General features: G+C 62.9%; 18 protein-coding genes and 3 pseudogenes. 11 read left to right on the forward strand and 10 right to left on the reverse strand.

The genetic code is table 11. The annotated features are described in order from the left end of the window. Positions 1–368 precede the first annotated feature (368 nt). On the reverse strand, positions 369–1160 hold the full coding sequence (locus AAE027_RS34340; RefSeq protein WP_370989115.1) for a phytanoyl-CoA dioxygenase family protein: 792 nt from the start codon (positions 1158–1160) through the stop codon (positions 369–371). 347 nt (positions 1161–1507) lie between these two features. Between AAE027_RS34340 and AAE027_RS34345 the strand changes: the two genes are divergently transcribed. From AAE027_RS34345 to AAE027_RS34355, 3 genes are all read left to right on the forward strand, one after another. Continuing rightward, positions 1508–2173 carry a class I SAM-dependent methyltransferase gene (locus AAE027_RS34345; RefSeq protein ID WP_370989116.1) on the forward strand — a complete coding sequence of 222 codons (666 nt, stop codon included), beginning with the start codon at positions 1508–1510 and terminating at the stop codon, positions 2171–2173. Positions 2174–2186: 13 nt separating this feature from the next. Continuing rightward, on the forward strand, positions 2187–3230 hold the full coding sequence (locus AAE027_RS34350) for a zinc-binding dehydrogenase (RefSeq protein WP_370989117.1): 1044 nt from the start codon (positions 2187–2189) through the stop codon (positions 3228–3230). A 260-nt stretch (positions 3231–3490) separates the two neighbouring features. Further along, positions 3491–4810, forward strand: a complete 1320-nt coding sequence (locus tag AAE027_RS34355) for an aminotransferase class V-fold PLP-dependent enzyme (RefSeq protein WP_370989118.1) — start codon at positions 3491–3493, stop codon at positions 4808–4810. 94 nt (positions 4811–4904) lie between these two features. Here the strand turns inward: AAE027_RS34355 and AAE027_RS34360 are convergent, their stop codons facing one another. The 3 genes and pseudogenes from AAE027_RS34360 to AAE027_RS34370 form a co-directional block, all read right to left on the reverse strand. Next, positions 4905–5258, reverse strand: coding sequence for a helix-turn-helix domain-containing protein (locus AAE027_RS34360; RefSeq protein ID WP_349524968.1), 354 nt, complete (start codon positions 5256–5258; stop codon positions 4905–4907). Then, positions 5255–5338, reverse strand: a complete 84-nt coding sequence (locus tag AAE027_RS34365; protein WP_370989234.1) for a type II toxin-antitoxin system RelE/ParE family toxin — start codon at positions 5336–5338, stop codon at positions 5255–5257. The genes AAE027_RS34360 and AAE027_RS34365 overlap by 4 nt, the downstream gene beginning before the upstream one ends. A gap of 7 nt (positions 5339–5345) precedes the next feature. Next, positions 5346–5496: pseudogene (locus tag AAE027_RS34370) on the reverse strand (LLM class flavin-dependent oxidoreductase); the annotation flags it as partial. Between the two features lie 126 nt (positions 5497–5622). On the opposite strand from AAE027_RS34370, the gene AAE027_RS34375 reads away from it, so the two are divergent. Both AAE027_RS34375 and AAE027_RS34380 read left to right on the forward strand, forming a co-directional pair. Continuing rightward, entirely contained in the window at positions 5623–6447 is an 825-nt protein-coding gene (locus AAE027_RS34375) for a GIY-YIG nuclease family protein (protein WP_370989119.1), read from the forward strand. A 247-nt stretch (positions 6448–6694) separates the two neighbouring features. After that, entirely contained in the window at positions 6695–7153 is a 459-nt protein-coding gene (locus AAE027_RS34380; RefSeq protein ID WP_370989120.1) for a hypothetical protein, read from the forward strand. Positions 7154–8069: 916 nt separating this feature from the next. On the opposite strand, the gene AAE027_RS34385 is transcribed toward AAE027_RS34380, so the two are convergent. The 3 genes and pseudogenes from AAE027_RS34385 to AAE027_RS34395 all read right to left on the reverse strand — a co-directional run bounded on the left by AAE027_RS34385 (position 8070) and on the right by AAE027_RS34395 (position 10089). Then, positions 8070–9092, reverse strand: coding sequence for an LLM class flavin-dependent oxidoreductase (locus AAE027_RS34385; protein ID WP_370989121.1), 1023 nt, complete (start codon positions 9090–9092; stop codon positions 8070–8072). 519 nt (positions 9093–9611) lie between these two features. Further along, positions 9612–9746 (reverse strand): annotated as a pseudogene (locus AAE027_RS34390) (transcriptional regulator); the annotation flags it as partial. A 112-nt stretch (positions 9747–9858) separates the two neighbouring features. Next, positions 9859–10089, reverse strand: coding sequence for a hypothetical protein (locus AAE027_RS34395; protein ID WP_370989122.1), 231 nt, complete (start codon positions 10087–10089; stop codon positions 9859–9861). Between AAE027_RS34395 and AAE027_RS34400 the strand changes: the two genes are divergently transcribed. Beyond that, positions 10088–10261: a YegP family protein gene (locus AAE027_RS34400; protein WP_370989123.1), complete on the forward strand. Its 174-nt coding sequence runs from the start codon at positions 10088–10090 to the stop codon at positions 10259–10261. The genes AAE027_RS34395 and AAE027_RS34400 overlap by 2 nt on opposite strands. 424 nt (positions 10262–10685) lie before the next feature. Here AAE027_RS34400 and AAE027_RS34405 read toward each other — a convergent pair whose 3' ends face one another. Next, positions 10686–12707 (reverse strand): YgiQ family radical SAM protein, encoded by a 2022-nt coding sequence (locus AAE027_RS34405; protein ID WP_370989124.1) that lies wholly within the window; start codon positions 12705–12707, stop codon positions 10686–10688. Positions 12708–12888: 181 nt separating this feature from the next. Between AAE027_RS34405 and AAE027_RS34410 the strand changes: the two genes are divergently transcribed. Further along, on the forward strand, positions 12889–13128 hold the full coding sequence (locus AAE027_RS34410) for a hypothetical protein (protein ID WP_091887361.1): 240 nt from the start codon (positions 12889–12891) through the stop codon (positions 13126–13128). A 6-nt stretch (positions 13129–13134) separates the two neighbouring features. On the opposite strand, the gene AAE027_RS34415 is transcribed toward AAE027_RS34410, so the two are convergent. Both AAE027_RS34415 and AAE027_RS34420 read right to left on the reverse strand, forming a co-directional pair. Then, positions 13135–13845, reverse strand: coding sequence for a GntR family transcriptional regulator (locus AAE027_RS34415; protein WP_370989125.1), 711 nt, complete (start codon positions 13843–13845; stop codon positions 13135–13137). Between the two features lie 11 nt (positions 13846–13856). After that, positions 13857–15269, reverse strand: coding sequence for an FAD-binding oxidoreductase (locus AAE027_RS34420; RefSeq protein ID WP_370989126.1), 1413 nt, complete (start codon positions 15267–15269; stop codon positions 13857–13859). A 180-nt stretch (positions 15270–15449) separates the two neighbouring features. Here AAE027_RS34420 and AAE027_RS34425 point away from each other — a divergent pair, with 180 nt between their 5' ends. The 4 genes and pseudogenes from AAE027_RS34425 (at position 15450) to AAE027_RS34440 (ending at position 21413) form a co-directional block, all read left to right on the forward strand. Beyond that, positions 15450–16334: a dihydrodipicolinate synthase family protein gene (locus AAE027_RS34425; protein WP_370989127.1), complete on the forward strand. Its 885-nt coding sequence runs from the start codon at positions 15450–15452 to the stop codon at positions 16332–16334. A 200-nt stretch (positions 16335–16534) separates the two neighbouring features. Beyond that, positions 16535–18857: pseudogene (locus AAE027_RS34430) on the forward strand (TonB-dependent siderophore receptor). A gap of 63 nt (positions 18858–18920) precedes the next feature. Then, positions 18921–20105 carry a PepSY-associated TM helix domain-containing protein gene (locus AAE027_RS34435; protein WP_370989128.1) on the forward strand — a complete coding sequence of 395 codons (1185 nt, stop codon included), beginning with the start codon at positions 18921–18923 and terminating at the stop codon, positions 20103–20105. Positions 20106–20180: 75 nt separating this feature from the next. Continuing rightward, positions 20181–21413 (forward strand): rhodanese-like domain-containing protein, encoded by a 1233-nt coding sequence (locus AAE027_RS34440; RefSeq protein WP_370989129.1) that lies wholly within the window; start codon positions 20181–20183, stop codon positions 21411–21413. The last annotated feature ends 195 nt before the right edge of the window (positions 21414–21608 follow it).

A 21608-nucleotide genomic window follows, 5' to 3' on the forward strand; every position in this document is an offset into this window, starting at 1 on the left:
AGCGAAAGGTGCACGCTGTCGTGAGGTGTGTTGAATTTTCTTGACGACAGCGGGTGGGACCCGAAGTCTGCGCCAACGGCGGTCGAACGCCTGGACAGGAAAAATCACATGCAATTTCAATTATGTATGAGTTCGTTGTTTTGTCCTGAACGGCACGCCATTTTCCGATTTCGCGCGCTTCAGTACGATTTCGCCGCTGTCATCATGCGTGCCCTCAGTTGCGGGCAAGCGGCTTGGCAATTTCGCGAATGCAATCGGCAAACACCTGTGCCACGGGGCTCAGCATTCGGCCCGTCAACCCGTTGCCCCGTGAAACGCCGGGAGCAACCGGAACATCAGCCGCCCCAGCGGTCCCGGATCTTGTCCGACTACAACGCCAACCCACACGCCTGCCGGATGGCGATCTGAACCGGCGAAGGTGGCAACGCCGGATCAAACTCGACCTTCGGCAGCAGCGGAGGCTGTGCCATGAAGCGCGGCCGCTTCCCCCGGTGGGGTTGCGCGGCATGAACAAGGAACGGATGGCACAGATAGACGCCGCCGGCCGCACCGGTCGCCAGTTCGACCTCGCAATCTGCGGTCGAGGCGTAGTCCTCGGCAGAGAGCTGCCGGAGCGTCGCGCCTGCGTCGCCATAGGGCAGCAGCTCCCGCGCGATGGTGGCATGCGAGCCTTTCCGTATCCTCGTGGGCGCATCATCCGGGCCGACATCCGAGAACAGGAAGAGCATCAGCAGCGCACGTCCGTTGCTTTTCACATTGGCACGCCACTCCATGAAATCCGGAGTGGCGGTGCCAAAGCTCATGTCCACATGCCAGCCGTCATCACCGGGGGATTCCGCGGAAGGGAAGCGGATCGGAAAGGTTCCGAGAGCCCTGGGCGCAAGCCAGCGCCCTTCGCCCGCGAGTTGATCGTAGGCTTTGTGCAGGGACGGCCCGTTCGCGGCTTCAGTGAATGGGGGCGAAGCCTTGGCGCCCACCCGGATAACGGGTTTGGTCCAGTGTTCGGGTTCGTCCGGCGACAGGCCAATATCCGCCCACAGCTCGTCCCTGCACCGCTTTGCAAGCTGGGCGCTGAAGGCATGTTCGATCTTGATGAAACCGTCGTCGATGAAGTTCTGGACCTGACGGGGCGTCAGGCCAGCCTGCTCGGTCTTGGGCATTGCACATTCTCCGTTCGGCTGCGCATCAAGCGCAGCCGTTTGATCTGATTGGCGCGGATGCGCCGGAACGACGTCAGTCGTTCAGATCAGCGGGAAGAATGTGGACATGAACATCATGGTGGGAACGTATACCGCGGCGGCGCGTGGAATCAAGGTTCGCCCGACCTCGCATCCCAAACAAAGGCGAGGCTCGGACACGCGTGCGGTTGCGGCTACGGATGTCCACATCATTGATCTGAAACAATGATGGTCTTCGGCACAAATGCTAGGCCGAGTCGCAGGTCGCGGCGCAAGGCTCCAAAGGCCGGTCGAGACAATCTCAGCGCGTGTTGGAATCCGAGGGCTCAATGGGACGACTCCTGAATATCGTGACGCCGCTGCATACGGCGACCAAGCGCGACTACATGGGCCGCATGAACGACGACAAGATCGCCTGCTCGCTGAAGGCGCGGGAATACGAGGCCGATTATTGGGATGGTGATCGCCGTTTCGGCTATGGCGGCTACCGCTTCATCGAGGGCCGCTGGGCGCCGGTCGCCAAGGCGCTGATCGAGACCTATGGTCTCAAGGATGGGTCCAGCGTGCTCGACGTCGGCTGCGGCAAGGGCTTTCTGCTCTACGAGATGCAGAAGATCCTGCCGGGCTTGAAGGTGGTCGGCTTCGACATCTCCAAACACGGCCTCGCACAAGCGCACGAGCAGGTGAAACCGTATCTGTTCAATTATCGCGCCCAGGACGTCTATCCCTATGGCGACGACAGTTTCGACCTCGTCATCTCGCTCGGCACCCTGCACAATCTCCGGCTCTATGAGCTCGAGGCGGCGCTCAAGGAGATCGAGCGGGTCGGCAAGAACAAATACGTCATGGTCGAGGGCTACCGCAACGTCGCCGAGCTGCACAATCTCGAATGCTGGGCACTGACGGCGGAGTCCATCCTGCACACGTCGGAATGGATCTGGCTCTACGGCAAGCTCGGCTACACCGGCGATTACGAATTCATCTATTTCGAGTGACCGGACGCTGCTCATGGATATCAAGACAGCCAAGGCGGCGATTCTCGTCGAGTCCGGCAAGCCGCTGATCGTCGACGAGTTTACCCTGCCTGATACGCTCGAGCACGGCCAGGTGCTTGCGCACGTGCACACGTCGAGCATCTGCGGGGCACAGATCAACGAGATCGACGCCGTCAAGGGCGTCGACAAGTTCCTGCCGCATCTGTTGGGGCACGAAGCGCTGGCGACCATCGTCGAGACCGGACCCGGCGTCGTCTCCTGCAAGCAGGGCGACACCGTCGTCATGCATTGGCGGCCGGGCAAGGGCATCCAGTCCAATACGCCGGTCTATTCCTGGCGCGGCAAGCGCCTCAACGCGGGCTGGGTCACCACGTTCAACGAATATGCCGTGGTGTCGGAAAATCGCGTCACGCCCGTTCCGGCCTCGATCGATCGCAAGAGCGCGCCGCTGCTCGGCTGCGCGGTGACGACCGCGCTCGGCGTCGTCAACAACGATGCGCAGGTCGCCATCGGCGAAGCCGTCGTCGTGTTCGGCGTCGGCGGCGTCGGCTTGAACATCGTGCAATTTGCCGCGATGGTCGGCGCCTATCCGGTCGTTGCGATCGACCGCCTCGACAACAAGCTCGAGATGGCCCGGCAGTTCGGCGCCACCCACACCATCAACTCCGACGCGGTGAAGGATCTCGCCGCCGAGGTCCAGGCCATCACCGGTACTGACGGAGCCGACAAGGTGGTCGAGACCACCGGCGTCAGCCGGTTGATCGAGCTCGCCTACGAGATCACTGCCAAGAAGGGCCGCTGCATCCTGGTCGGTGTTCCCCGTGACAAGGTTGAGATCTACACGCTGCCGCTCCATTTCGAGAAGGTGCTGAAGGGCTCGGAAGGCGGGCAATGCCAGCCGGCGCGCGATATCCCGCGTCTCGTTCGCCTCGACGAAGCCGGCAAGGTCAGTTACCGCGGCATCGTCACCGACGAGTTCGCGCTCGATGACATCAACGACGCGCTGGATCTGATGCGCAGCGGCAAGTCGGGGCGCATCCTTCTGAACATCAGCTGAGCGTGGCCGCCGGTCATTTGCACCGGAAATGGTCGCCGTCGCGGCTCTTGCCTGCATGGGCATCGCCCATTCCGGCGGGCGGCAGCCTGACCTTCGGTTCAAGATCGCTCGCAGCGGCTTGCCGCCATCGGCGCAGCACGCGATCGACGAGACAATGGTCGGCGTGTAACCGGCGGGCCGGGCATCATCGAATTGTCATCGCTCCGTCATTCGCGCTCTATCGATCGCTGCTCCCTTCGCCGCGCATCGTGGAGGCTGATATGCATCTGATTGAGACAATGTCGTCTGACCGCCGGTCGATCCTGAAGGGCCTCGCGGCCGCAGCGGTAACGTCGCTGGCCGCACCGGCGATGGCGGCTGAAGGCCTTCCGGCACAGCCAGCCGGTTCGGCCCTCGCCATAGCCACCGACAAGGCCAATTGGACGGCCGTGAAGGGGCTCTATGCCGTGACGCCTGAAGTCGTCAATCTGGAGAACGGCTATTGGGGCATCATGGCCGAGCCGGTGAGGCGCGAGTTCATTCGCCAAACCGACATGGTCAATTATCAGAACACCTACTACGCGCGGCAGCGCGCGGGTGCGGATTTCGAGGCCGTGCGCGCCAAGGTGGCGGAGGCGGTCGGCGCGCTGCCCGAGGAGATCGCGCTCACCCGTGGCGCGACCGAAGCGCTGCAGCTTCTCATCGGCGGCTACAATAGGCTGAAGCCCGGCGACGGCGTGCTCTATGCCGACCTCGACTATGACTCGATGCAGTATGCGATGAACGCGCTGAAGGCGCGCCGCGGCGTCGACGTGATCAAGTTCGATGTGCCCGAGCCCGCCACCCGCCAGGCCGTGCTCGACGCCTATGCCCGCGCTATCGAGGCGAACCCGAATACAAGACTTCTCCTCCTCACCCATGTCAGCCATCGCACCGGCTTCGTCATGCCGATCGCCGAGATCGCCCGCATGGCCAAAGCCAAGGGCATTGACGTTATCGTCGACGCCGCCCATTCCTGGGGTCAGATCGACTTCAGGGTGGGTGAGCTCGATGTCGATTTCGTCGGCTTCAATCTGCACAAATGGATCGGCGCGCCGGTCGGCGTGGGCTTCCTCTACATCAGGAAGGACCGTCTCGCCGCCATCGACCGCGACATGGGTGACGAGGATTTTCCTGAGACCGACATCCGCTCGCGGGTGCATACCGGCACGGTCAATTTCGCGACGGTGCTGACAGTGCCCACGGCCGTGGCGCTACATCAGCAGATCGGCGCAGCGGCGAAGCAAGCCCGCCTGCGGCATCTGCGCGATTACTGGGTGAGTCGCGCGCGTGGCTTCAGGGACATCGAGATCCTGACGCCGGACGAAGTCGGCTCATACGGCGCGATCACGTCCTTCCGCCTCGCCGACAGGACCAGCAAGGCCGACAACGACGCCATCGTCGCGAAGCTCAGGGACGACTACAAGATCCTGACGGTGCGCCGGGCCGGCGTCGCCAAGGGTCAGTGCATCCGTGTGACGCCGGCGCTCTTTACCGATGAAGCCGATCTCGACCGCTTCGTCGAGGCGCTCGCCGTCATCACGGGGACGAAGACGGGGTGAGCCAGGGGATATATCGCCGTTCGTTTCACCGCCACGCGAGCGCAGGCGCGACGTGAGTCAGAATCGCCTCGATCGCATGCGCGCAGACGCTGCATCAGGCTGCCGATAGTCGTACGCGGAACTTGCTGCCGGTCGCCTCTGCATAGCGCAAAAGTGTCTTTGTGCTCGGCAGGGTTTGTCCGCTTTCAAGTCGGGCGATCGTAGATTGGCTGGTGCCCATTCGAGCAGCTAGCTCGGACTGTGAGAAACCGGCCCGCAAGCGAGCCCTGAGCAATTCAGCGGCGATCTCGAATTCCGGGGCGAGCGCATCGTACTCGGCCCTGACCTTCGGGTTCGCAAGAAGACGAGCCTTGAGCTTCTCGAACGGGATTGTCATGTGATGTCCTTTCCAGTTGCGCCCACTCGCGCGGGGGCAAAAATCGCTCAATTGTTCGAACGAGATCATCATGCGATCTCATTTGCTCTCCGTAACGCGAGTTCGATTTCCGCCCGCGGAGTCTTTTGCGTTTTCTTCACGAACGCACGCACGACGACAACTCTCCGGCCAATGGCGGTGACGTCGCTGCGACCGGATCCGAGCGGCTCGTTGTAGATAGAAGGCCCCCCGATCTCGTCATTCTTCAGCGTCGAGCTTTGCGATTCATGCCGAGCTTCGCCGCCCACACCGCGGTGGCGTTCGAGCCGCTCGCGCTTCCCACCGGTGGAGCCTTTTGCGATTCATTCGTGCGCCGAAGGTCGAAGGCCGCGCTTGCCTAAGGCGCCGACTCGAAGGATGATCCGTCCTTTCTCTAAGGCCTACAGGACGACATAGAATGCTCACCTTTCGCCATGCTCTTGAATCGGCTGGTGTGAGTCCGAGTGATGTCTGCGTCTTACGACACCAAGATGCTCGTGCCGATCCTGGTCGAAATCCGTATCAACTGTTTCTACGAGATCGCGCCGCGTTCGATGAATATCAGGCGGTTCAGAGCTTTGACAATCGCTCGCGTTTAAGAGCTAGGTATTGGGCGTCGTTCGTTGGCACGCCAGGCAAGGGAACACTCTTTTGCGGGTTATACGCCAGTCGCTACTTGGGTGCTGGCGATGTCGATCTAGCTCGACCCCATCAACGCGACAGGATTAATCAGGCAGGGAGTTACGACCGGTACGAGTTGAGTCTGCAGGATGAGTTGCAACAATACATCGGAGTACTATTCATCGATTGGGGTGATGGCTGGCGTAGTTGGATTCAGCGCAACACAGACAAGCCGATCGTTGAGCTTTGCCGCCAATTCCAAGAGCTGCGCTATCCGGGTCACCTCGCTTTCTTGTCGACGCTATCCGAATTGCCTTCCATTCCGACCGGGTGGATCGAAGTTCTCCGAAGCACCAAAGGGATATACCTACTCACCTGCCCGAAGACCAAAGAGCAGTATGTGGGAAAAGCATCTGGGGAGGAGGGGTTCTGGGGGCGTTGGCAAGATTACATGGCCAATTCACACGGCGGCAATGTCCTCCTGAAGAGCCGTGATCCAAGTGATTATCAAGTCTCTATATTGGAAACTGTTGGTTCAACGAATGAGGTCGATCTCGATAGCCTGGAAGCACGCTGGAAACGCAAATTGCAGAGTCGCGAGATGGGCTTGAACGCAAACTGACTTTCGACGCATCTTCGCTCATTACGACAGATATCTGCGATCATAGCAGCTTCCCAGTTGCTTGCTGCGGTATGGCCGACCGTCTTGATAACGGGGCGTATCTGTTATGGATCAGAGGATCTCTTCGTCGTGGTGGCTATGATATTCCTGTGCGCGAGATTGGGTGCGCTGACCGTGCAAAAGTTGGAGCGATCGCAAAACTCATCTATAGCCGCGCACAGATGCCGGGCCTTCAGCGAGTGAACGAATGCTATCAACTTGGTGGTCGCCGATCGGTTTAATCCTCGATCTCTTCGGAGTCCTGCTGCTGGGAGCAGATTTGATTCGCGTTCAGAGAATGTTACGAGCGCAAGCGGCAAACGATCTGGCCGACTTTGACCAGATGGCAGAGGAGTACGGTGGGACAGAAAGTTGGATACAAGAGATAAAAAAGAGTGCAAGATGGGTCAAAGAGAGTTCGTATTCGGACTTTCTGGCTCAAGATGAAGTCTCATACAACGCCGAAAGAGCGATAGAGGCGGTTAAGGAGGCGGTCGGGTGTATGGAGGGACTGGCCGGTCACTTGGCGAGCGTTGTGGCTCTTCAAAAGAAGCAAGCTGAAGGAAACCGGATGACTGCTCGTGCGTCCCTTCGCTATAGCGTCATCGGACTCATTTTCATTTTCGTCGGCTTTGTATTGCAGATGATAGGCTCATTGCATTTTTGATTTCTTCGACCGTTCGGTTCGCGCCGTCGGCGGGTTGGGGGAAATTCACCCGGGAATGACATTGACGACTGGGCAGAGGTGTTCCTGTTAGCTAGACCCCAAGCTATATTTAGTTGGGTGGGCTGTTATGGATCATGCCGCTATCAGTGTGCTGACGTGGGTGTGTGTTGCGGTCTTTGTTTGCACAGCCGTGGTGACACTGCTCGCTTTAGTTGGCCGCTTGGTCTTGGGAGGTGGAGACGGAAATAGGCATGATTTCTATCTGCGAGCACTTTTCGCCGCGCTTATCTTAGAGATAGTTGGAATATCCGTGACCGCCTATGCCTCTAGCATAAAGAGCTCAGCGGAACCTCCGCTGGCCGACGCGACAAAGAGTGCCAAGGGGGTGGGTGCATCACCACCGGCGGTCAGCGCCACACAAGTCAACTGGGTTGACACACAAACAAATGCTGACTGGGCTGGTCTCGACTACGCCTATACATCTAGTTCGCTTCCAAAGTACACGGTTAAGGGGACAACGCTCTGCGACGCCTCAAGGCTAGGTTATGTCGCTACGTGTTGGGATGCTCGACCAGAAGGCTATCCGCCAGGGGTCGATTTGACTGATGTTCCTGGGGGAAGCAACCCTTCGCAATGGTGCACTTACAAGGAAAGTCAGGTACGGCTGTCGACCGCCCCGACTGGAAAAGCTAAACCGGGCCGGGTCTACATCTGCGCTCTATCTGTCGGCCGATAATCTCATCCATAGTGCATTGATGGCTTGGGTACTGAATTGAACGCAACTTCCGGTCTGGGGACGAACGGCTCCGACGAAAGCCCGAACGCCCCATACAAAGGATCGCGAATCTGCTCCTACATCGTTGCGCGCGGACTTAATGTTGGGAGGGGAATCTCAGAACAAGGAGCAGAGATCGCCTCACCGCCACCCCAGCGCAGGCGCGACATGCGTCAAAATCGCCTCGATCGCATGCGCGCAGTAGACCACGCCGAGCTGGTTCGGGATCGTCAGCAGCAGCGTGTCCGCCTCCGCGATCGCCTCGTCCTGGCGCAGTTGCTCGATCAGCACATCCGGCTCCGCCGCATAGCTCCGGCCGAAGATCGCCCGCGTGCGCGGGTCGATAAAGCCGATCTGGTCCTCGCCTTCGCCACTTCTGCCGAAATAAGCGCGGTCGCGATCGTCCATCAGCGCAAAAATGCTGCGGCTCACGGACACACGGGGCTCGCGGGTGTGGCCGGCTTCCTTCCATGCCGCGCGAAAGCTACGGATCTGCGCAGCCTGCTGCACGTGAAAAGCTTCGCCGGTCTCGTCGTTCTTTAACGTCGAGCTCTGCAGGTTCATGCCGAGCTTCGCCGCCCACACCGCGGTGGCGTTCGAACCGGCGCCCCACCAGATGCGCTCGCGCAGGCCCTGCGCATGCGGTTCGAGGCGCAACAGCCCGGGCGGATTGGGAAACATCGGCTGCGGATTGGGCTCGGCAAAACCTTCGCCGCGGAGCAGGTCGAGGAAGACCCCGGCATGGCGCCGGCCCATGTCGGCGTCGTTCTGGCCCTCGGCCGGCCGATAGCCGAAATAGCGCCAGCCGTCGATCACCTGCTCGGGCGAGCCGCGACTGATGCCGAGCTGGAGCCGCCCGCCGGCGATGAGGTCGGCGGACCCTGCGTCCTCCACCATGTAGAGAGGGTTCTCGTAGCGCATGTCGATCACGGCCGTGCCGATCTCGATTTTGCTGGTCTTGGCGCCGACGGCGGCGAGCAGCGGAAAGGGCGAGGCCAGCTGCCGCGCAAAATGATGCACGCGGAAATAGGCGCCGTCCGCGCCGAGCTGTTCCGCCGCAACGGCAAGCTCGATCGATTGCAGCAGCGTGTCCGCCGCCGAGCGGGTCTGCGACTGCGGCGAGGGCGTCCAGTGCCCGAAGGAGAGGAATCCGATTTTTTTCATGAGTGCAGTCTAGCCCATATCGTGCCGCATTGATGCCGGGGCTTTTTGATGAAGCCCGTGACGTCTTAGGCATAAGCCACCCAGCCGCGGAAGGTGAAGCCGGTGTAGAACGGGGTCGACTCGGAAAAGCTAACCTCACGCAGAATCGCCTCGTTCTGCGCGGGCGTGAGGATTTCCAATTGGTTGACACGGCGTTCAGCGCGGCTGCCGCCTTCTCCGGCTCGACGCCGGAGAAGGCCAGGAACGCGGAGTGCCGCAACAGCATGGTGGGCGACCTCATCGCCATTGAGGCGCGCTCAAATGGGCGACCACGAAGGGTGCGCGGCTTCAGTCGGCGGCGGACCTCCGAGGCGATGCGGCATCGCTCCGCGACATCGACAAAGTGCAGGGTCAGCAGGCAGCTGGCACCATCGAACGGTCCGGCGCATCGTCGATGTAACCTTGATGAAGTCATGCGCGCGCGCCAACGGGCCCAGGATTTGCCTCGCAAACCCCAACATTGCCGCGGATGGGTCCACATCAAGCGTGACGCGCACTCATGCCTTGGTGCTTCCGGGACCCGAGTCGCTTGCGAAAGTCGTCGCCCCGCATCGCCAGCGTCACCTCGCCAAGGCGGGACAGGAGCAGCGCCTCCGCATCGTGAAAGGCCTGATCTCGCCGCGTCACCGATTCGATTCGGCGCAAGCAAAAATTGCATTACGCCAACATGTTTATTTTATCGGAGTATAATGCGTCGAACCTTGTGGCTCGCTTCTGCCGCTCCAATTCAAATACCCAAGACACTGCGGATTCGGGAAAGAGCCCAGGTAATCGGGCCGGGGACCATGGGGACTTTCGCGTAGATTTCCCCTTTGTATTGCGCCCAACTGATCGCCTTTAGTCGCTCGTTGGCTTCGGTTGGGTTGGCAGCAACGATCTCGATCCCCCATTCCGAGTTGTCGAATTTGTATTCGAACAAGTACCGACGAACATCACTTCCATTGGAGATTACTACCATGTTCTTCTACCTCTATCGTGATCGGGCTTTGCAATGGCGTTGGACTCTGTACGCCGCGAACCACAAGAAAATCGCTGACTCGGGCGAGGGCTATAACAACAAGGCTGATGCTCAGCACGGCATCTACCTTGTAATGGGCACGAATACCTCGACGCCGATCCGAGAAGGCTGAATCCTTCACGGTTAACGACAGGTTAAGGCCCGGCCATCGCGCCGGGCTTTCGCTTGCGTGTTCGAAGTTTCAAACTGACGCCGAACCGTGGACGGGTTCGACACGGAGGACGACTGGTTCGAATACCGGTTGGAGCATGATCCTCGTTTTCTCCAACGCGTCGAACAGGCGCGTAACAGCCTGCGCGCGGGACGCGGTGTGAAGCTCGAGGATATCGATACGGGTAGAGACCGGGCGCGCTCTAATCCCACGAGCCCGATGATGCCATCATGCGCCTGTGTTGCCCGACGGGGCAACGACTTTTTGCCCGACGCGTCAACGTCTCTGCAAAGCGTTTAAGCCATTGATCCCGCTAGGGCCGGCTACTGTGCATGGGGTTGTTTCGATATTTTTTGTTGCGGGGGCACGAAAGCTCACTCGCCCGCTACTTCATCACCCGTAGACCCTTGGTCGTGAACCGCTGCGTCCTGCCGCCGGGGCGCAGCGGACGCTTGGTGCCGGCGGCCTTGCCGGTGCCGGGTGGCTGATGCGCGGGGACGAGCTGGTGGGGCTGCGAGCCGATCAGGTCAGCGCGGCCCATCTCCTTCAGCGCCTCGCGCAGCAGCGGCCAGTTGTCGGGGTCGTGATAACGCAAGAACGCCTTGTGCAGGCGACGCTGGCGCAGGCCCTTGATCGCCTCGACCTTGTCGCTGCCGCCGTGGCGGACGCCGCGCAAGGGATTGACGCCGGTGTGGTACATCGCGGTCGCGGTCGCCATCGGCGAGGGCAGGAAGGTCTGCACCTGGTCGGCGCGGTAGCGGTTCTTCTTCAGCCACAGCGCGAGGTTCATCATGTCCTCGTCGGTCGTGCCGGGATGCGCCGCGATGAAATAGGGGATCAGGTAATATTTCTTGCCGGCCTGCTCGGCGGCGGCATCGAACATCCGCTTGAAGCGGTCATAGGCGCCGATGCCCGGCTTCATCATCTTGTCGAGCGGGCCGCGCTCGGTATGTTCCGGTGCGATCTTCAAATAACCGCCAACGTGATGGGTGACGAGCTCCTTGATGTATTCGGGGCTCTCGACCGCGAGATCGTAGCGCACGCCGGAGGCGACCATCACCTTCTTGATGCCTTTGGTCTCGCGCACCTTGCGATAGAGCCGGATGAGGTCGTCATGCGAGGTGTTGAGGTTCGGGCAGATTTCTGGGAAGACGCAGGACGGCCGCCGGCACGCCGCCTCGACCTTCGGGTCCTTGCACGCCATCCGGTACATGTTGGCGGTAGGGCCGCCGATGTCGGAGATCACGCCGGTGAAGCCCGGCGTCTTGTCGCGGATCTTCTCGATCTCGCGCAGGATCGAGCCTTCCGAGCGGTTCTGGATGATGCGGCCCTCATGCTCGGTGATCGAGCAGAAGGTGCAGCCACCGAAGCAGCCGCGCATGATCGTCACCGAGAATTTGATCATCTCCCAGGCGGGGATTCGTGCATCGCCATAGGAGGGGTGCGGCGCGCGCGCGTAAGGCAGATCGTAGACCGCGTCCATCTCCTCGGTGGTGAGCGGGATCGGCGGCGGGTTGAGCCAGAGATCGCGATCGCCATGACGCTGCACCAGCGGCCGCGCATTGCCGGGATTGCTCTCCCGGTGAAGCACGCGTGAGGCGCGCGCATAGGCCTCGCGGTCCTGCTCGACCTGCTCCAGCGCCGGCAGGCGGATTACGGTTAAGCCGCGTTGGCGCGTTGCACCTTCATCGGCGGAGTCGAGATCGTCGGCGTGCAGCTCGGAATAATCCTCGGGCACGCGGCGGAACAGCGCGACGCCCCTGATGTCGTCGAGATCACGCGGCGCTTCGCCGGCGGCGAGCCGCTGCGCCACCTCGACAACGGCGCGCTCGGCATTGCCGTAGAGCAGCAAGTCGGCCTTGGCGTCGGCCAGCACCGAGCGGCGCACCTTGTCGGACCAGTAGTCGTAATGCGCGATCCGGCGCAGCGAGGCCTCGATGCCGCCGAGCACGATGGGGACGTCCTTGAACGCCTCGCGGCAGCGCTGCGCGTACACGATGGTGCAGCGGTCCGGCCGCTTGCCGCCTTCGCCGCCGGCCGTATAGGCGTCATCATGGCGCAGACGGCGGTCCGCGGTGTAGCGGTTCACCATGGAGTCCATGTTGCCGCCGGTGACGCCGAAGAACACGCGCGGCTTGCCCAACGCCCTAAACGGCTCGGCCGAATGCCAGTCCGGCTGCGCGATGATGCCGACGCGAAAACCTTGCGCCTCCAGCAGGCGGCCGATGATCGCCATGCCGAAGCTGGGATGGTCGACATAGGCGTCCCCGGTCACCAGCACGATGTCGCAGGCATCCCAGCCGAGCACATCCATCTCGGCGCGGCTCATGGGCAGGAACGGCGCCGGCTTGCGCGGGCGCGCCTGCGCCATCAGGGGTTTTTCGGCGGTGATGATCTGGGTGTCCATGGGGGCCTACGGATAAGACCCCGGGGCTCCGAATTCAACCGACGGGCGCGTGGAAGGTCGGGGTTCCCCGGGGTGCCAGCCAAGCTTCAGCCGCCCGCGAGCAACTGCCGGACCTCGGCGATCGCGTCGTGGTTCACCCGCAGGAACCATCGGCCTCCGCGAACATTCTGATGGAGGGTCGATGCGGCCCGGGTCGCGCGCGCTCGCGTCCGGGTTTGACATTGCCCTGATCTTCGCCTCTGGCGATGGGGGAATTGTGAGCACGGTCATAGAGAACTTGCTGATGCGGAAGCAGAAGCTCGTGGAACAGCTCGAGACGACGCAGTCGGTCGAAGACCGCGACAGGCTCGAGCACCAGCTCGAACAGATCAACACCGCGCTGGATTTTCTGGACAGGCCGGGACCGAGGGAGGGACCGTGACGGCGCTCAGTCCACCTTCGGCGCGTCCATCTGCGGCGCCTCCACTTTCAGCGCTTCCACTTTCAAGGCTTTGGCATAGACCACGCCCGAATTGGTGATGTGCGTCGTCATAAGTGCTTCGAAGGCCGCGAATTCACCCCGTGCGAACAGATCGAGCAGCCTGCGATGCTCGTCGAAGGACGAGCGGGTGCGCACGTCGATCGGCGAGGTCAAATTGGTACGGAGCGCGGCGACGCGGCCGGAGACGAGCTGATAGGATTCGGCGAGGTAACGGTTGCCGCAATGGGCGACCAGCGCCTCGTGAAAAGCGGCGTCGGCGCGGCCATAGGCGATGTTGTCTTTTACCGCGATCGCCGGCTCCATCGCGGCAATCGCTGCGTTCATTGTCGCGATTGCGCCGTCGCGATCGTGGCGGAAGGCGAGCTCGGCCGCTTTCGGCTCGAGTGCGATGCGGAAGGTACAGAGCGCGTTGATGTCTTCCGCACTCGGCGTGAACACGAAGCTGCCGACCTGCGGCCGGATCACCACGAGCCCCTGCGCCTGCAATAGGCCCATCGCCTCGCGCACCGGCGTGCGGCTGACGCCGAAGGAATTTGCCACCATCTCCTCGGAGATGGCGGCGCCGAGCGCGAACTCGCCGTCGATGATGGCCTGGCGCAGCCGCTGCATCACCCGCTGCGACAGCGATTTCGGCGTATCGAGCTTCAGCGACTTCATGGGCTCTCCGGTCAGATCACCTTGCCGGGATTGAGCAGATGCTCGGGATCGAGCGCGGCCTTCAGGGTTCGCATCAGCGCGATCTCGGGCTCGCTCCTGGCATGATCCAGCCACTTCTTCTTCAGCGTGCCGATGCCGTGCTCGGCGGAGACGCTGCCGCCCATCTCGCGTACCAGACCGTAGATGATCGCGTCCATCTCCTCTTTCGGCTGGTGCGCGACGGAGAGACCCGTGACCCAGGCGACGAGATGCAGATTGCCGTCGCCGATATGGCCGTAATAGACGCTCTCGCAGCCTTTGATGCCCTTCGCGAGTGCGGCCTTGCAGCGCGTCGCGAACTCGTCCATCCGCGCCACCGCAAGGCCGATGTCGTAGGAGATGTGCGGCCCCAGCACCTGGCCGAATTCTGCGCAGATGTCGCGCACGCGCCAGAAGGCTTGCGTTTGCGCCAGCGATTGCGCCACGGCGGCATCCGCCAGCAGTCCGCGCTCCATCAGCTCTTCCAGCCAGTTTTGGAAGCGCGGTGCATCGATGCTCTCGTCGGTGCCTTGCGCCTCCACCAGCACGTAGAGGCCGTGGCCTGCTGCGACCGGCGGCTTCACGCCGGCGCGCGTCGTGATCACGTCCCAATAGTCCGGCCACATCACCTCGAAGGCCGACAGCAGCGGCCCGAGCCCGCTGCGCGCGGCGCCGAGCAGTGCGATCACCGCGGCATAATCCTTCAGCGCGCAGAGCGCGGCCATGGTCGAGCGCGGTTTTGGAAACAGCCGCAGCACCACGCGGGTGATGATGCCGAGCGTGCCTTCGGAGCCGATGAAGAGATGCTTCAGATCGTAGCCGGCGTTGTTCTTCATCAGCTTGTTGAGGCCAGTGATGATGGTGCCGTCGGGGAGCACCACTTCGAGCCCGAGCACCAGCTCGCGCGTCATGCCGTAGCGGATCACGCGGTTGCCGCCGGCATTGGTCGAGAGATTGCCGCCGATGGCACAGGAGCCGCGCGAGCCGAGATCGAGCGGAAAGAAGAAGCCGGCTTCATCCGCGGCTTTCTGAATCGTCTCCAGCGGCGTGCCAGCCTTCACCGTCATCGTCGCCGATGCAGGATCGATCTCCTCGATCCCGGTCATGCGCTCCAGCGAGATCGCGACCCAGCCTGCTTCCGGCGAGGCGCCGCGGCACAGCCCGGTCAATCCGCCCTGTGGCACGAAGGGAAGTCGCGCCTGGCGGCAGGTCAGAATCGCGTCGGCAACGCCCTGCGCATCGAGCGGTCGGATCACCGCGAGCGGTGTCTGCGGCAAGCTCGCGCTCCAGTCGTTGCAATTGCGCGCCGGCACGTCGCCGCCGGTCAGCACCGCGGCCGCGCCGAGCCTGTCGCGCAATGCGCCAAGCAGTTGGTCAGGACGCTCATTCGGGGTCACCATGTCCATGCGAGACCTCCTCAGATCGGACTGCGCCTATGCGCGCCGGGACGGTGGAAAGGATTTGCCTCGTTCTTGTATGTAAGGTACAAGATCGAAAGTAAAGCAAAAACAAGGCTCGGAAAGCCCTCTCAAGGTCTATCAGGAGATCAGAGGCTTGGTCCGAGGTCGCAGCTAAAGGGTAGTGAGATGACGGAGGCAATTCGCGGTTTCTGGGTGGCGTCGGCGACGCCGCTGGCGACGGACGGCAGCGTGGACTCCGCAAAGCTCGCGGCGCATGCCAGGCAGCTCTTCGGCCAGGGCGTCGACGGCGTCGTGCTGTTCGGCACCACGGGCGAAGGCACCTCCTTCAACGTCGCCGAGCGCGTTGCGACCATCGAAGCCATGCTCAAGGCCGGCGTCGCGCCGGAGCGTATCGGCATCGGAGGCGGCTTTCCTGCTATCACCGACAGCATCGCACTCTCGCGCGCCGTGCTCGGCCTCGGCCTGCGCCACGTCCTGTTGCTGCCGCCCTACTTCGATCGCAGCGTCACGCCCGAAGGCATCGAGGATGCCTTCGCCGCTATCATCGACGGCGTCGCCGACGATCGACTGCGCGCCTATCTCTATCACATCCCTCAGACGTCGGGCGTTGCGATTCCGACCAGCGTCGCCGCGAGCTTGCGCAAGCGCTATGGCAAGCAGGTCGCGGGCCTGAAAGACTCCAGCGGCGACTTCAAGCAGTTCCAGGCCTTCCGCGTAGCTAGCCCCGAGCTCGCCATCACCGTCGGCAACGAAGCCGATATCACGCGTGCGATCGCTGCCGGCGGCGCCGGCACCATCTGCGGCATGGCCAATGTCGTGCCCGAGCTGGTCAAGGGCATGGTCGAGGGCAAGGATGTCGAGGCGCGCATGCAGGCCGCGATCGACATCGTGCTGAAGACGCCGTCGTTCACCGCAACGCTGAAGGCGATCCTCGCGGCGCAGACGGGCGATGCCGGCTGGCTGCGCGTGCGTCCGCCGCTCCGCGCCTCGTCCGACGGCTCCGCGTTCCTGCGGAAGATCGACGCGCTGATGGCGCCTGCGATCGCGTGATCGTGAAATATCGGGACACGTTGCCGCGATTTCGCGTGCAGCGTGTCGCGCAGGGTGCACCGGCAATTCATGATTGCTGTTCAGCGCCGGTCTGCTCTTAGAATGATTCAACACTAGAGCGATTCAAGCTCCGCTACGGTTCTCCTCGATCTCGACGGCTGTTACACGCGCACACTTCAATGCTCCTGACTTGAAGTGGAATGAAAGTGCGTGCCTTCGTGGATGGCCAACGCGTCAGCGGCCATCGTCTTCGTGCCGGCAAGAGCCGTGCAGGTCTTCTCATCGGGGCGGCCGTGCTGCTCGTCGAATCTCCCTCCAACACGACGACCGCGCAGGCGCAATCCGCACTGCCGCCGGTGACGGTGGAAGCGCCGGCGCAGCGAATGAGGCCGGCGCGCGCATCTGAACAGGCGTCGCGCCGCGCGCAAGCCGCCGCGCGCCAGCGCAATCGCAATCCCGCGCCCGCCGCACCGACGCTCTCGGAGCGCGCCGCCGCGGAAGCCGCCACGCAGCAGGCCGCAAAGCTCGGCTACCGCGCCATGCCGAGCGCGACCACGCTGCGCAGCGGCGCTTCGCCGCTCGATACCTCGCAGGCGGTGAACGTCGTCCCCGCGCAGGTCCTGAAAGACCAGTTGCCGCGCAATATCGACGATGCGCTGGTCAACATCAGCGGAATCACCCAGACCAACACGCTCGCCGGCACCCAGGACGCCGTCATTCGCCGCGGCTTCGGCGACAATCGCGACGGCTCGATCATGCGCAACGGCATGCCGCTGGTGCAGGGGCGCAGCCTCAATGCCGCCGTCGAAAGCGTCGAAGTGCTGAAGGGCCCGGCTTCGCTGCTCTACGGCATCATGGATCCCGGCGGCATCGTCAACACCATCAGCAAGCGTCCGGAGCTCTACCAGAACGGCTCGATCACGCTGCTCGGCTCGACCTTCGCGAACAACCGCAGCGGTGCTGACGGCACGCTCGACGTCACTGGCCCGATCGGCGATCAGGGCCTCGCCTATCGCTTCATCGGCTATGGCGTCAGCGAGGCGCAATTTCGGTCGGCATCGGGAAATGCTGGTGAACCCGTCGCTGGCCTGGTACGGCGACACCACGACAGTCCAGCTCACCTATGAGCACCGCGAGTTCATCACTCCGTTCGACCGCGGCACGGCCTTCGTCAAAGGCGCGCCGCTGGCGATCCCGGCGACGCGCCGGCTCGATGAGCCCTTCAACAACATGTGGGGCACCTCCGACCTGGTGCAGGCCTCGGTCGAGCAGAAGCTCGACGACAATTGGAAGGTCACGGCAGCCTACAGCTACAACACCGAGACCTACAGCGCCAATCAGCTTCGCATCACCGGCGTCAACGCGACGACCGGCGTCGAGACCCGCAGCAACGACGGCACCCACAACTCTCTGAGCAACGCCAGTTACGGCACCTCCTATCTGCAGGGTGACGTCCGGATTGGCGGTTTTCGCAACGAGATCCTGTTCGGAGGCGAGGCGCTCTATCGCACGATTGATCGCCGCGACCTGATTCGGCAGGCGACTCCGAGCTTCAATTTCTACAATCCGGTCTATGGACTGGTCGTGCCGGGCTCGACCGTCTCGGCAACCGACAGCGAGCAGACCGACAAGCTCGGCACTCGCGGCTTCTTCGCCCAGGACACGTTTCATCTGACCAACTGGCTGTCCGTGGTCGGGGGCGTGCGCTGGATGGAATACGAGCAGCTCGCGGGCAAAGGCCGGCCCGTCTTCATCACGAACACCAATCTGGCGGGAGACAAGGTGCTGCCGCTCGGTGGCGTCGTCCTCAAGCTGAACGATCAGCTCTCGTATTACGTGAGCTATACGCAGTCGCTGAAGCCGACCTCGACCATCGCGGCGTTCACAGCCGGCTTCGTCGTCGATTCCACCATTGCGCCTGAAGAGGGAACGCAGTGGGAGACCGGCCTGAAGTTCGATGTCAACAAGCGGCTGTCGGGCACTTTGGCGTTCTACGACATCGACAAGAAGAACGTGCTGGTGCTGGATGATCTCGGCAACGGCAAGTCGACAGGGCGCACTTCCGGTGCGGCCCGGTCGCGCGGCGTCGAACTGGATGTGACCGGCAAGCTGAGCGATCAATGGAGCGTGATCGGTAGCTACGGCTATACCGATGCTCGCCTGATCAACGATCCCGTCGTCGGCAACGCCAAGCTGCTGAACGTCGCGATGAACACGGCTTCGCTCTATCTCGTCTACGATTTCGGTGACGCGCTTCCCGGACGCCTGCGGCTCGGCGGCGGCGCGCACTATGTCGGCGACCGGCCGGGTGATTCCGCCAACACGTTCTTCCTGCCGGCGTATGCCGTGGCAGACATCTTTGCGACCTACGACACGAAGATAGACAATTTGCCGGTGACCTACCAGTTCAACATCAAGAACCTGTTCGACAAGGTCTACTATACGTCCACCACCGGGAACGCCCTCAACGTCGCGATCGGTGATGCGCGTCGTTTCTCGCTGTCGGCGACGGTGAAGTTCTAGCGATGGGGCTGCAGCGCGCTGAAGCCGATTTGCGGGTCGTCCCGACCAGAGGGGGCGGTGCCGATGCGTGAGTCCTGGCGTGCCTTTAAGTCCATCCCGCTTCAGGTCCATTCCATCGCGGGGCTCGCGCTCGCGCTGCTGCTTGCCTTGATCGCGCTGACTGGCGCGATCATGAGTTTTGAGGACGAGATCGTCGACCATCTCAACGCTGGCATCATGCTGGTGGTGCCGCGGCCCGCGCCGGCGCTGATGCCGGACGAGCTGGTTGCACGGCTGAAGGCAACGCAGGACGTCGGCAAAGTCTCGGCCGTCATGCTGTCGAGCGATCCGTCCGCGGCGGTGCGTGTCCGCTTCGGGCGCGACGAGCAGGGCGGGAGGCCGGCCTCGCTCTATGTCGACCCCTATGACGCACGCGTGCTGGGCTCGCCGCGCGGCGAGGAGTTTTTCGCGACCGTGCGCAGGCTGCATCGCTGGCTGCTCATCCCCGGCGACGCTAAGGGCTGGGGACGTCAGATCACCGGCGTCGTGGCGCTCGGCTTGATCGTCATGCTGGTCTCGGGCCTCGTGCTGCGCTGGCCGCGTCGTGCCGGCAGCGTGAAGATGTGGCTGAAGCCGAATCTCTCGCTTAGCGGCCGCGGCCTGCACCGGTCGCTGCATGCCATCATCGGCACCTGGGTCCTGCCGATCTATCTGGTGATGACGCTCACCGGGCTCTGGTACTCGTTCGACTGGTACAAGGATGGCGTCGTCTGGTTGTTGTCGCGGCCGCAAGGCCCGGCGGCGAAGATGATGCCCGCAAACCCGCCGCGCGCTGCCGGCCGTCCCGAGCCGGCGCAGCCGATCGGCTTCGATCAGGCATGGACGATGTTCCAGCGCGAGGAGGGCGGCCGCTTCGCCAGGGCTTTGCTGACGCTGCCGGCGAGCCCCGGCACGGTGATCCGGATCCGGTCGTGGGGGAAGGACATGACGCTCGAGGCCACGCGCGACGAGTTTCGTATCGACGCGGTCACCGGTCAGCTGGCTTCCGCGGAGCGCTATTCCGACAAGACGTTCGGCGAGAAGGTCATCGCGGCCATTTACGACATCCACCGCGGCGCCATCCTGGGCTGGCCCGGCAAGCTCGCCTTTATGATTGCCGCGGCGCTGATGCCGTTGTTCTCGGTCACCGGCATCCTGCTCTATCTGTCACGCCGCAAGCTGCGGCGCCCGGCGCAGCCGCCGCTGGGGCGGCTCGTTCCCGGCGAGTGAGCCGCGGCGAAGGCTAGCCAACGCGCTTGCAATGGTTCAAAAGCCCGTGGCCTGTCCTCCCCAAGGGTTCACGCCATGAAGCTTCCCACCGTCACTCCCGCCGAGATCCGCCGCGCGCTGCTCCTGCGCGAGGAGATCGCGCTGCTTGATCTCAGATACGAGGCGGCGTTCGCGACCGGTCATCCGCTGTTCGCCGCCAACATGGCTGCCGACCGGATCGCGGTCGAAGCCGAGGTCAGGCTGCCGCGCAAGGACGTGGCGATCGTGCTCTATGATGACGGCGAGGGGCTGGTCGCAACCGGCGCCGAACGGCTGGCCGCGCTCGGCTACAGCAACATCAGCGTGCTCGAAGGCGGGCTAAAGGCTTGGCACGCGGCGGGCTACGAAGTGTTCGGGGACGTCAATTCCTATTCAAAAGCATTTGGCGAGCTGGTCGAGGCGCGCCGCCACACGCCTTCGTTCAGCGCCGACGAGGTGGCGAAACTCATTGCCGAGAAGGCCAACATCGCCATTCTCGATGTTCGCCGCTTCGACGAATATGCCACCATGAACATTCCGGGCTCGGTCAGCGTGCCCGGCGCGGAGCTGGTGCTGCGGGCCGGGCAGGCCGCGCCCGACCCTGAAACCACCATCATCATCAACTGCGCCGGCCGCACGCGCTCGATCATCGGCACCCAGTCGCTGATCAATGCCGGCGTGCCCAACAAGGTGCGCGCGCTGCGCAACGGCACCATCGGCTGGACGCTGGCGCGCCACACGCTCGATCACGGCGCTGACAGGCGCGGCGCGATCGGGCCGTTCGAAGGCGGCCCGGCCAATGCCCGCGACGTCGCCTATCGCGCCGGCGTTCGTCATATCGGCGCGAGCGAGGCGGCGGCGCTTGTCGCGCAGACCGATCGCACGCTCTATCGCTTCGACGTGCGCGACGCGGAGGAATATGCCGCAGGCCATCTGCCGGGCTTCCGTCATTATCCCGGCGGCCAGCTGGTCCAGGAGACCGACATGGCCGCGCCGGTGCGCGGAGCGCGTATCCTGCTGACCGACGACAAGGCCGTGCGTGCCGACATGACGGCGTCCTGGCTGGCGCAGATGGGCTGGGAGGTCTATGTGCTCGAAGGCGGCTATGACGGTGCGCTCGAAATTGGTCCGCCGCGCCTGCTGCCCAAGCCCGACCCGGCGCATCGCTACCGCCGGCCCTATGAAGGCACCGACGTCGCGCAAGCCGCGATGCAGGCCTATCTGGATTGGGAGTATGGTCTCGTCGAGCAGCTCCGCCGGGATGGAACGCACGGGTTTTATGTGATTTGACTCTGTTGCCGCGCAACAAATCTTCTTCGTCGTCCTGGACAAGCGAGCGCTTGGCAACGCGTAGCGTTGTCCGATAGCGAGCGCTGATCCAGGATCCATTACCACCGTCCCGTGTTGTCTGGGGATCTCGTGGCCCCAGATTGCCGGACACCAGGCGCCTGGGATAATGGGTCCTGGCTTTCGCCAGGACGACTT

The organism is Bradyrhizobium sp. DN3 (assembly GCF_041357655.1).
Classification (GTDB): domain Bacteria; phylum Pseudomonadota; class Alphaproteobacteria; order Rhizobiales; family Xanthobacteraceae; genus Bradyrhizobium.

What these genes read in the sequence shown, in the direction of transcription:
- AAE027_RS34340 (WP_370989115.1), bottom strand. Translation starts at nt 1,160, where the DNA reads ATGCCCAAGACCGAGCAGGCTGGCCTGACGCCCCGTCAGGTCCAGAAC.
- AAE027_RS34345 (WP_370989116.1), top strand. Translation starts at nt 1,508, where the DNA reads ATGGGACGACTCCTGAATATCGTGACGCCGCTGCATACGGCGACCAAG.
- AAE027_RS34350 (WP_370989117.1), top strand. Translation starts at nt 2,187, where the DNA reads ATGGATATCAAGACAGCCAAGGCGGCGATTCTCGTCGAGTCCGGCAAG.
- AAE027_RS34355 (WP_370989118.1), top strand. Translation starts at nt 3,491, where the DNA reads ATGCATCTGATTGAGACAATGTCGTCTGACCGCCGGTCGATCCTGAAG.
- AAE027_RS34360 (WP_349524968.1), bottom strand. Translation starts at nt 5,258, where the DNA reads ATGATGATCTCGTTCGAACAATTGAGCGATTTTTGCCCCCGCGCGAGT.
- AAE027_RS34375 (WP_370989119.1), top strand. Translation starts at nt 5,623, where the DNA reads ATGCTCACCTTTCGCCATGCTCTTGAATCGGCTGGTGTGAGTCCGAGT.
- AAE027_RS34380 (WP_370989120.1), top strand. Translation starts at nt 6,695, where the DNA reads ATGCTATCAACTTGGTGGTCGCCGATCGGTTTAATCCTCGATCTCTTC.
- AAE027_RS34385 (WP_370989121.1), bottom strand. Translation starts at nt 9,092, where the DNA reads ATGAAAAAAATCGGATTCCTCTCCTTCGGGCACTGGACGCCCTCGCCG.
- AAE027_RS34400 (WP_370989123.1), top strand. Translation starts at nt 10,088, where the DNA reads ATGTTCTTCTACCTCTATCGTGATCGGGCTTTGCAATGGCGTTGGACT.
- AAE027_RS34395 (WP_370989122.1), bottom strand. Translation starts at nt 10,089, where the DNA reads ATGGTAGTAATCTCCAATGGAAGTGATGTTCGTCGGTACTTGTTCGAA.
- AAE027_RS34405 (WP_370989124.1), bottom strand. Translation starts at nt 12,707, where the DNA reads ATGGACACCCAGATCATCACCGCCGAAAAACCCCTGATGGCGCAGGCG.
- AAE027_RS34410 (WP_091887361.1), top strand. Translation starts at nt 12,889, where the DNA reads ATGCGGCCCGGGTCGCGCGCGCTCGCGTCCGGGTTTGACATTGCCCTG.
- AAE027_RS34415 (WP_370989125.1), bottom strand. Translation starts at nt 13,845, where the DNA reads ATGAAGTCGCTGAAGCTCGATACGCCGAAATCGCTGTCGCAGCGGGTG.
- AAE027_RS34420 (WP_370989126.1), bottom strand. Translation starts at nt 15,269, where the DNA reads ATGGACATGGTGACCCCGAATGAGCGTCCTGACCAACTGCTTGGCGCA.
- AAE027_RS34425 (WP_370989127.1), top strand. Translation starts at nt 15,450, where the DNA reads ATGACGGAGGCAATTCGCGGTTTCTGGGTGGCGTCGGCGACGCCGCTG.
- AAE027_RS34435 (WP_370989128.1), top strand. Translation starts at nt 18,921, where the DNA reads ATGCGTGAGTCCTGGCGTGCCTTTAAGTCCATCCCGCTTCAGGTCCAT.
- AAE027_RS34440 (WP_370989129.1), top strand. Translation starts at nt 20,181, where the DNA reads ATGAAGCTTCCCACCGTCACTCCCGCCGAGATCCGCCGCGCGCTGCTC.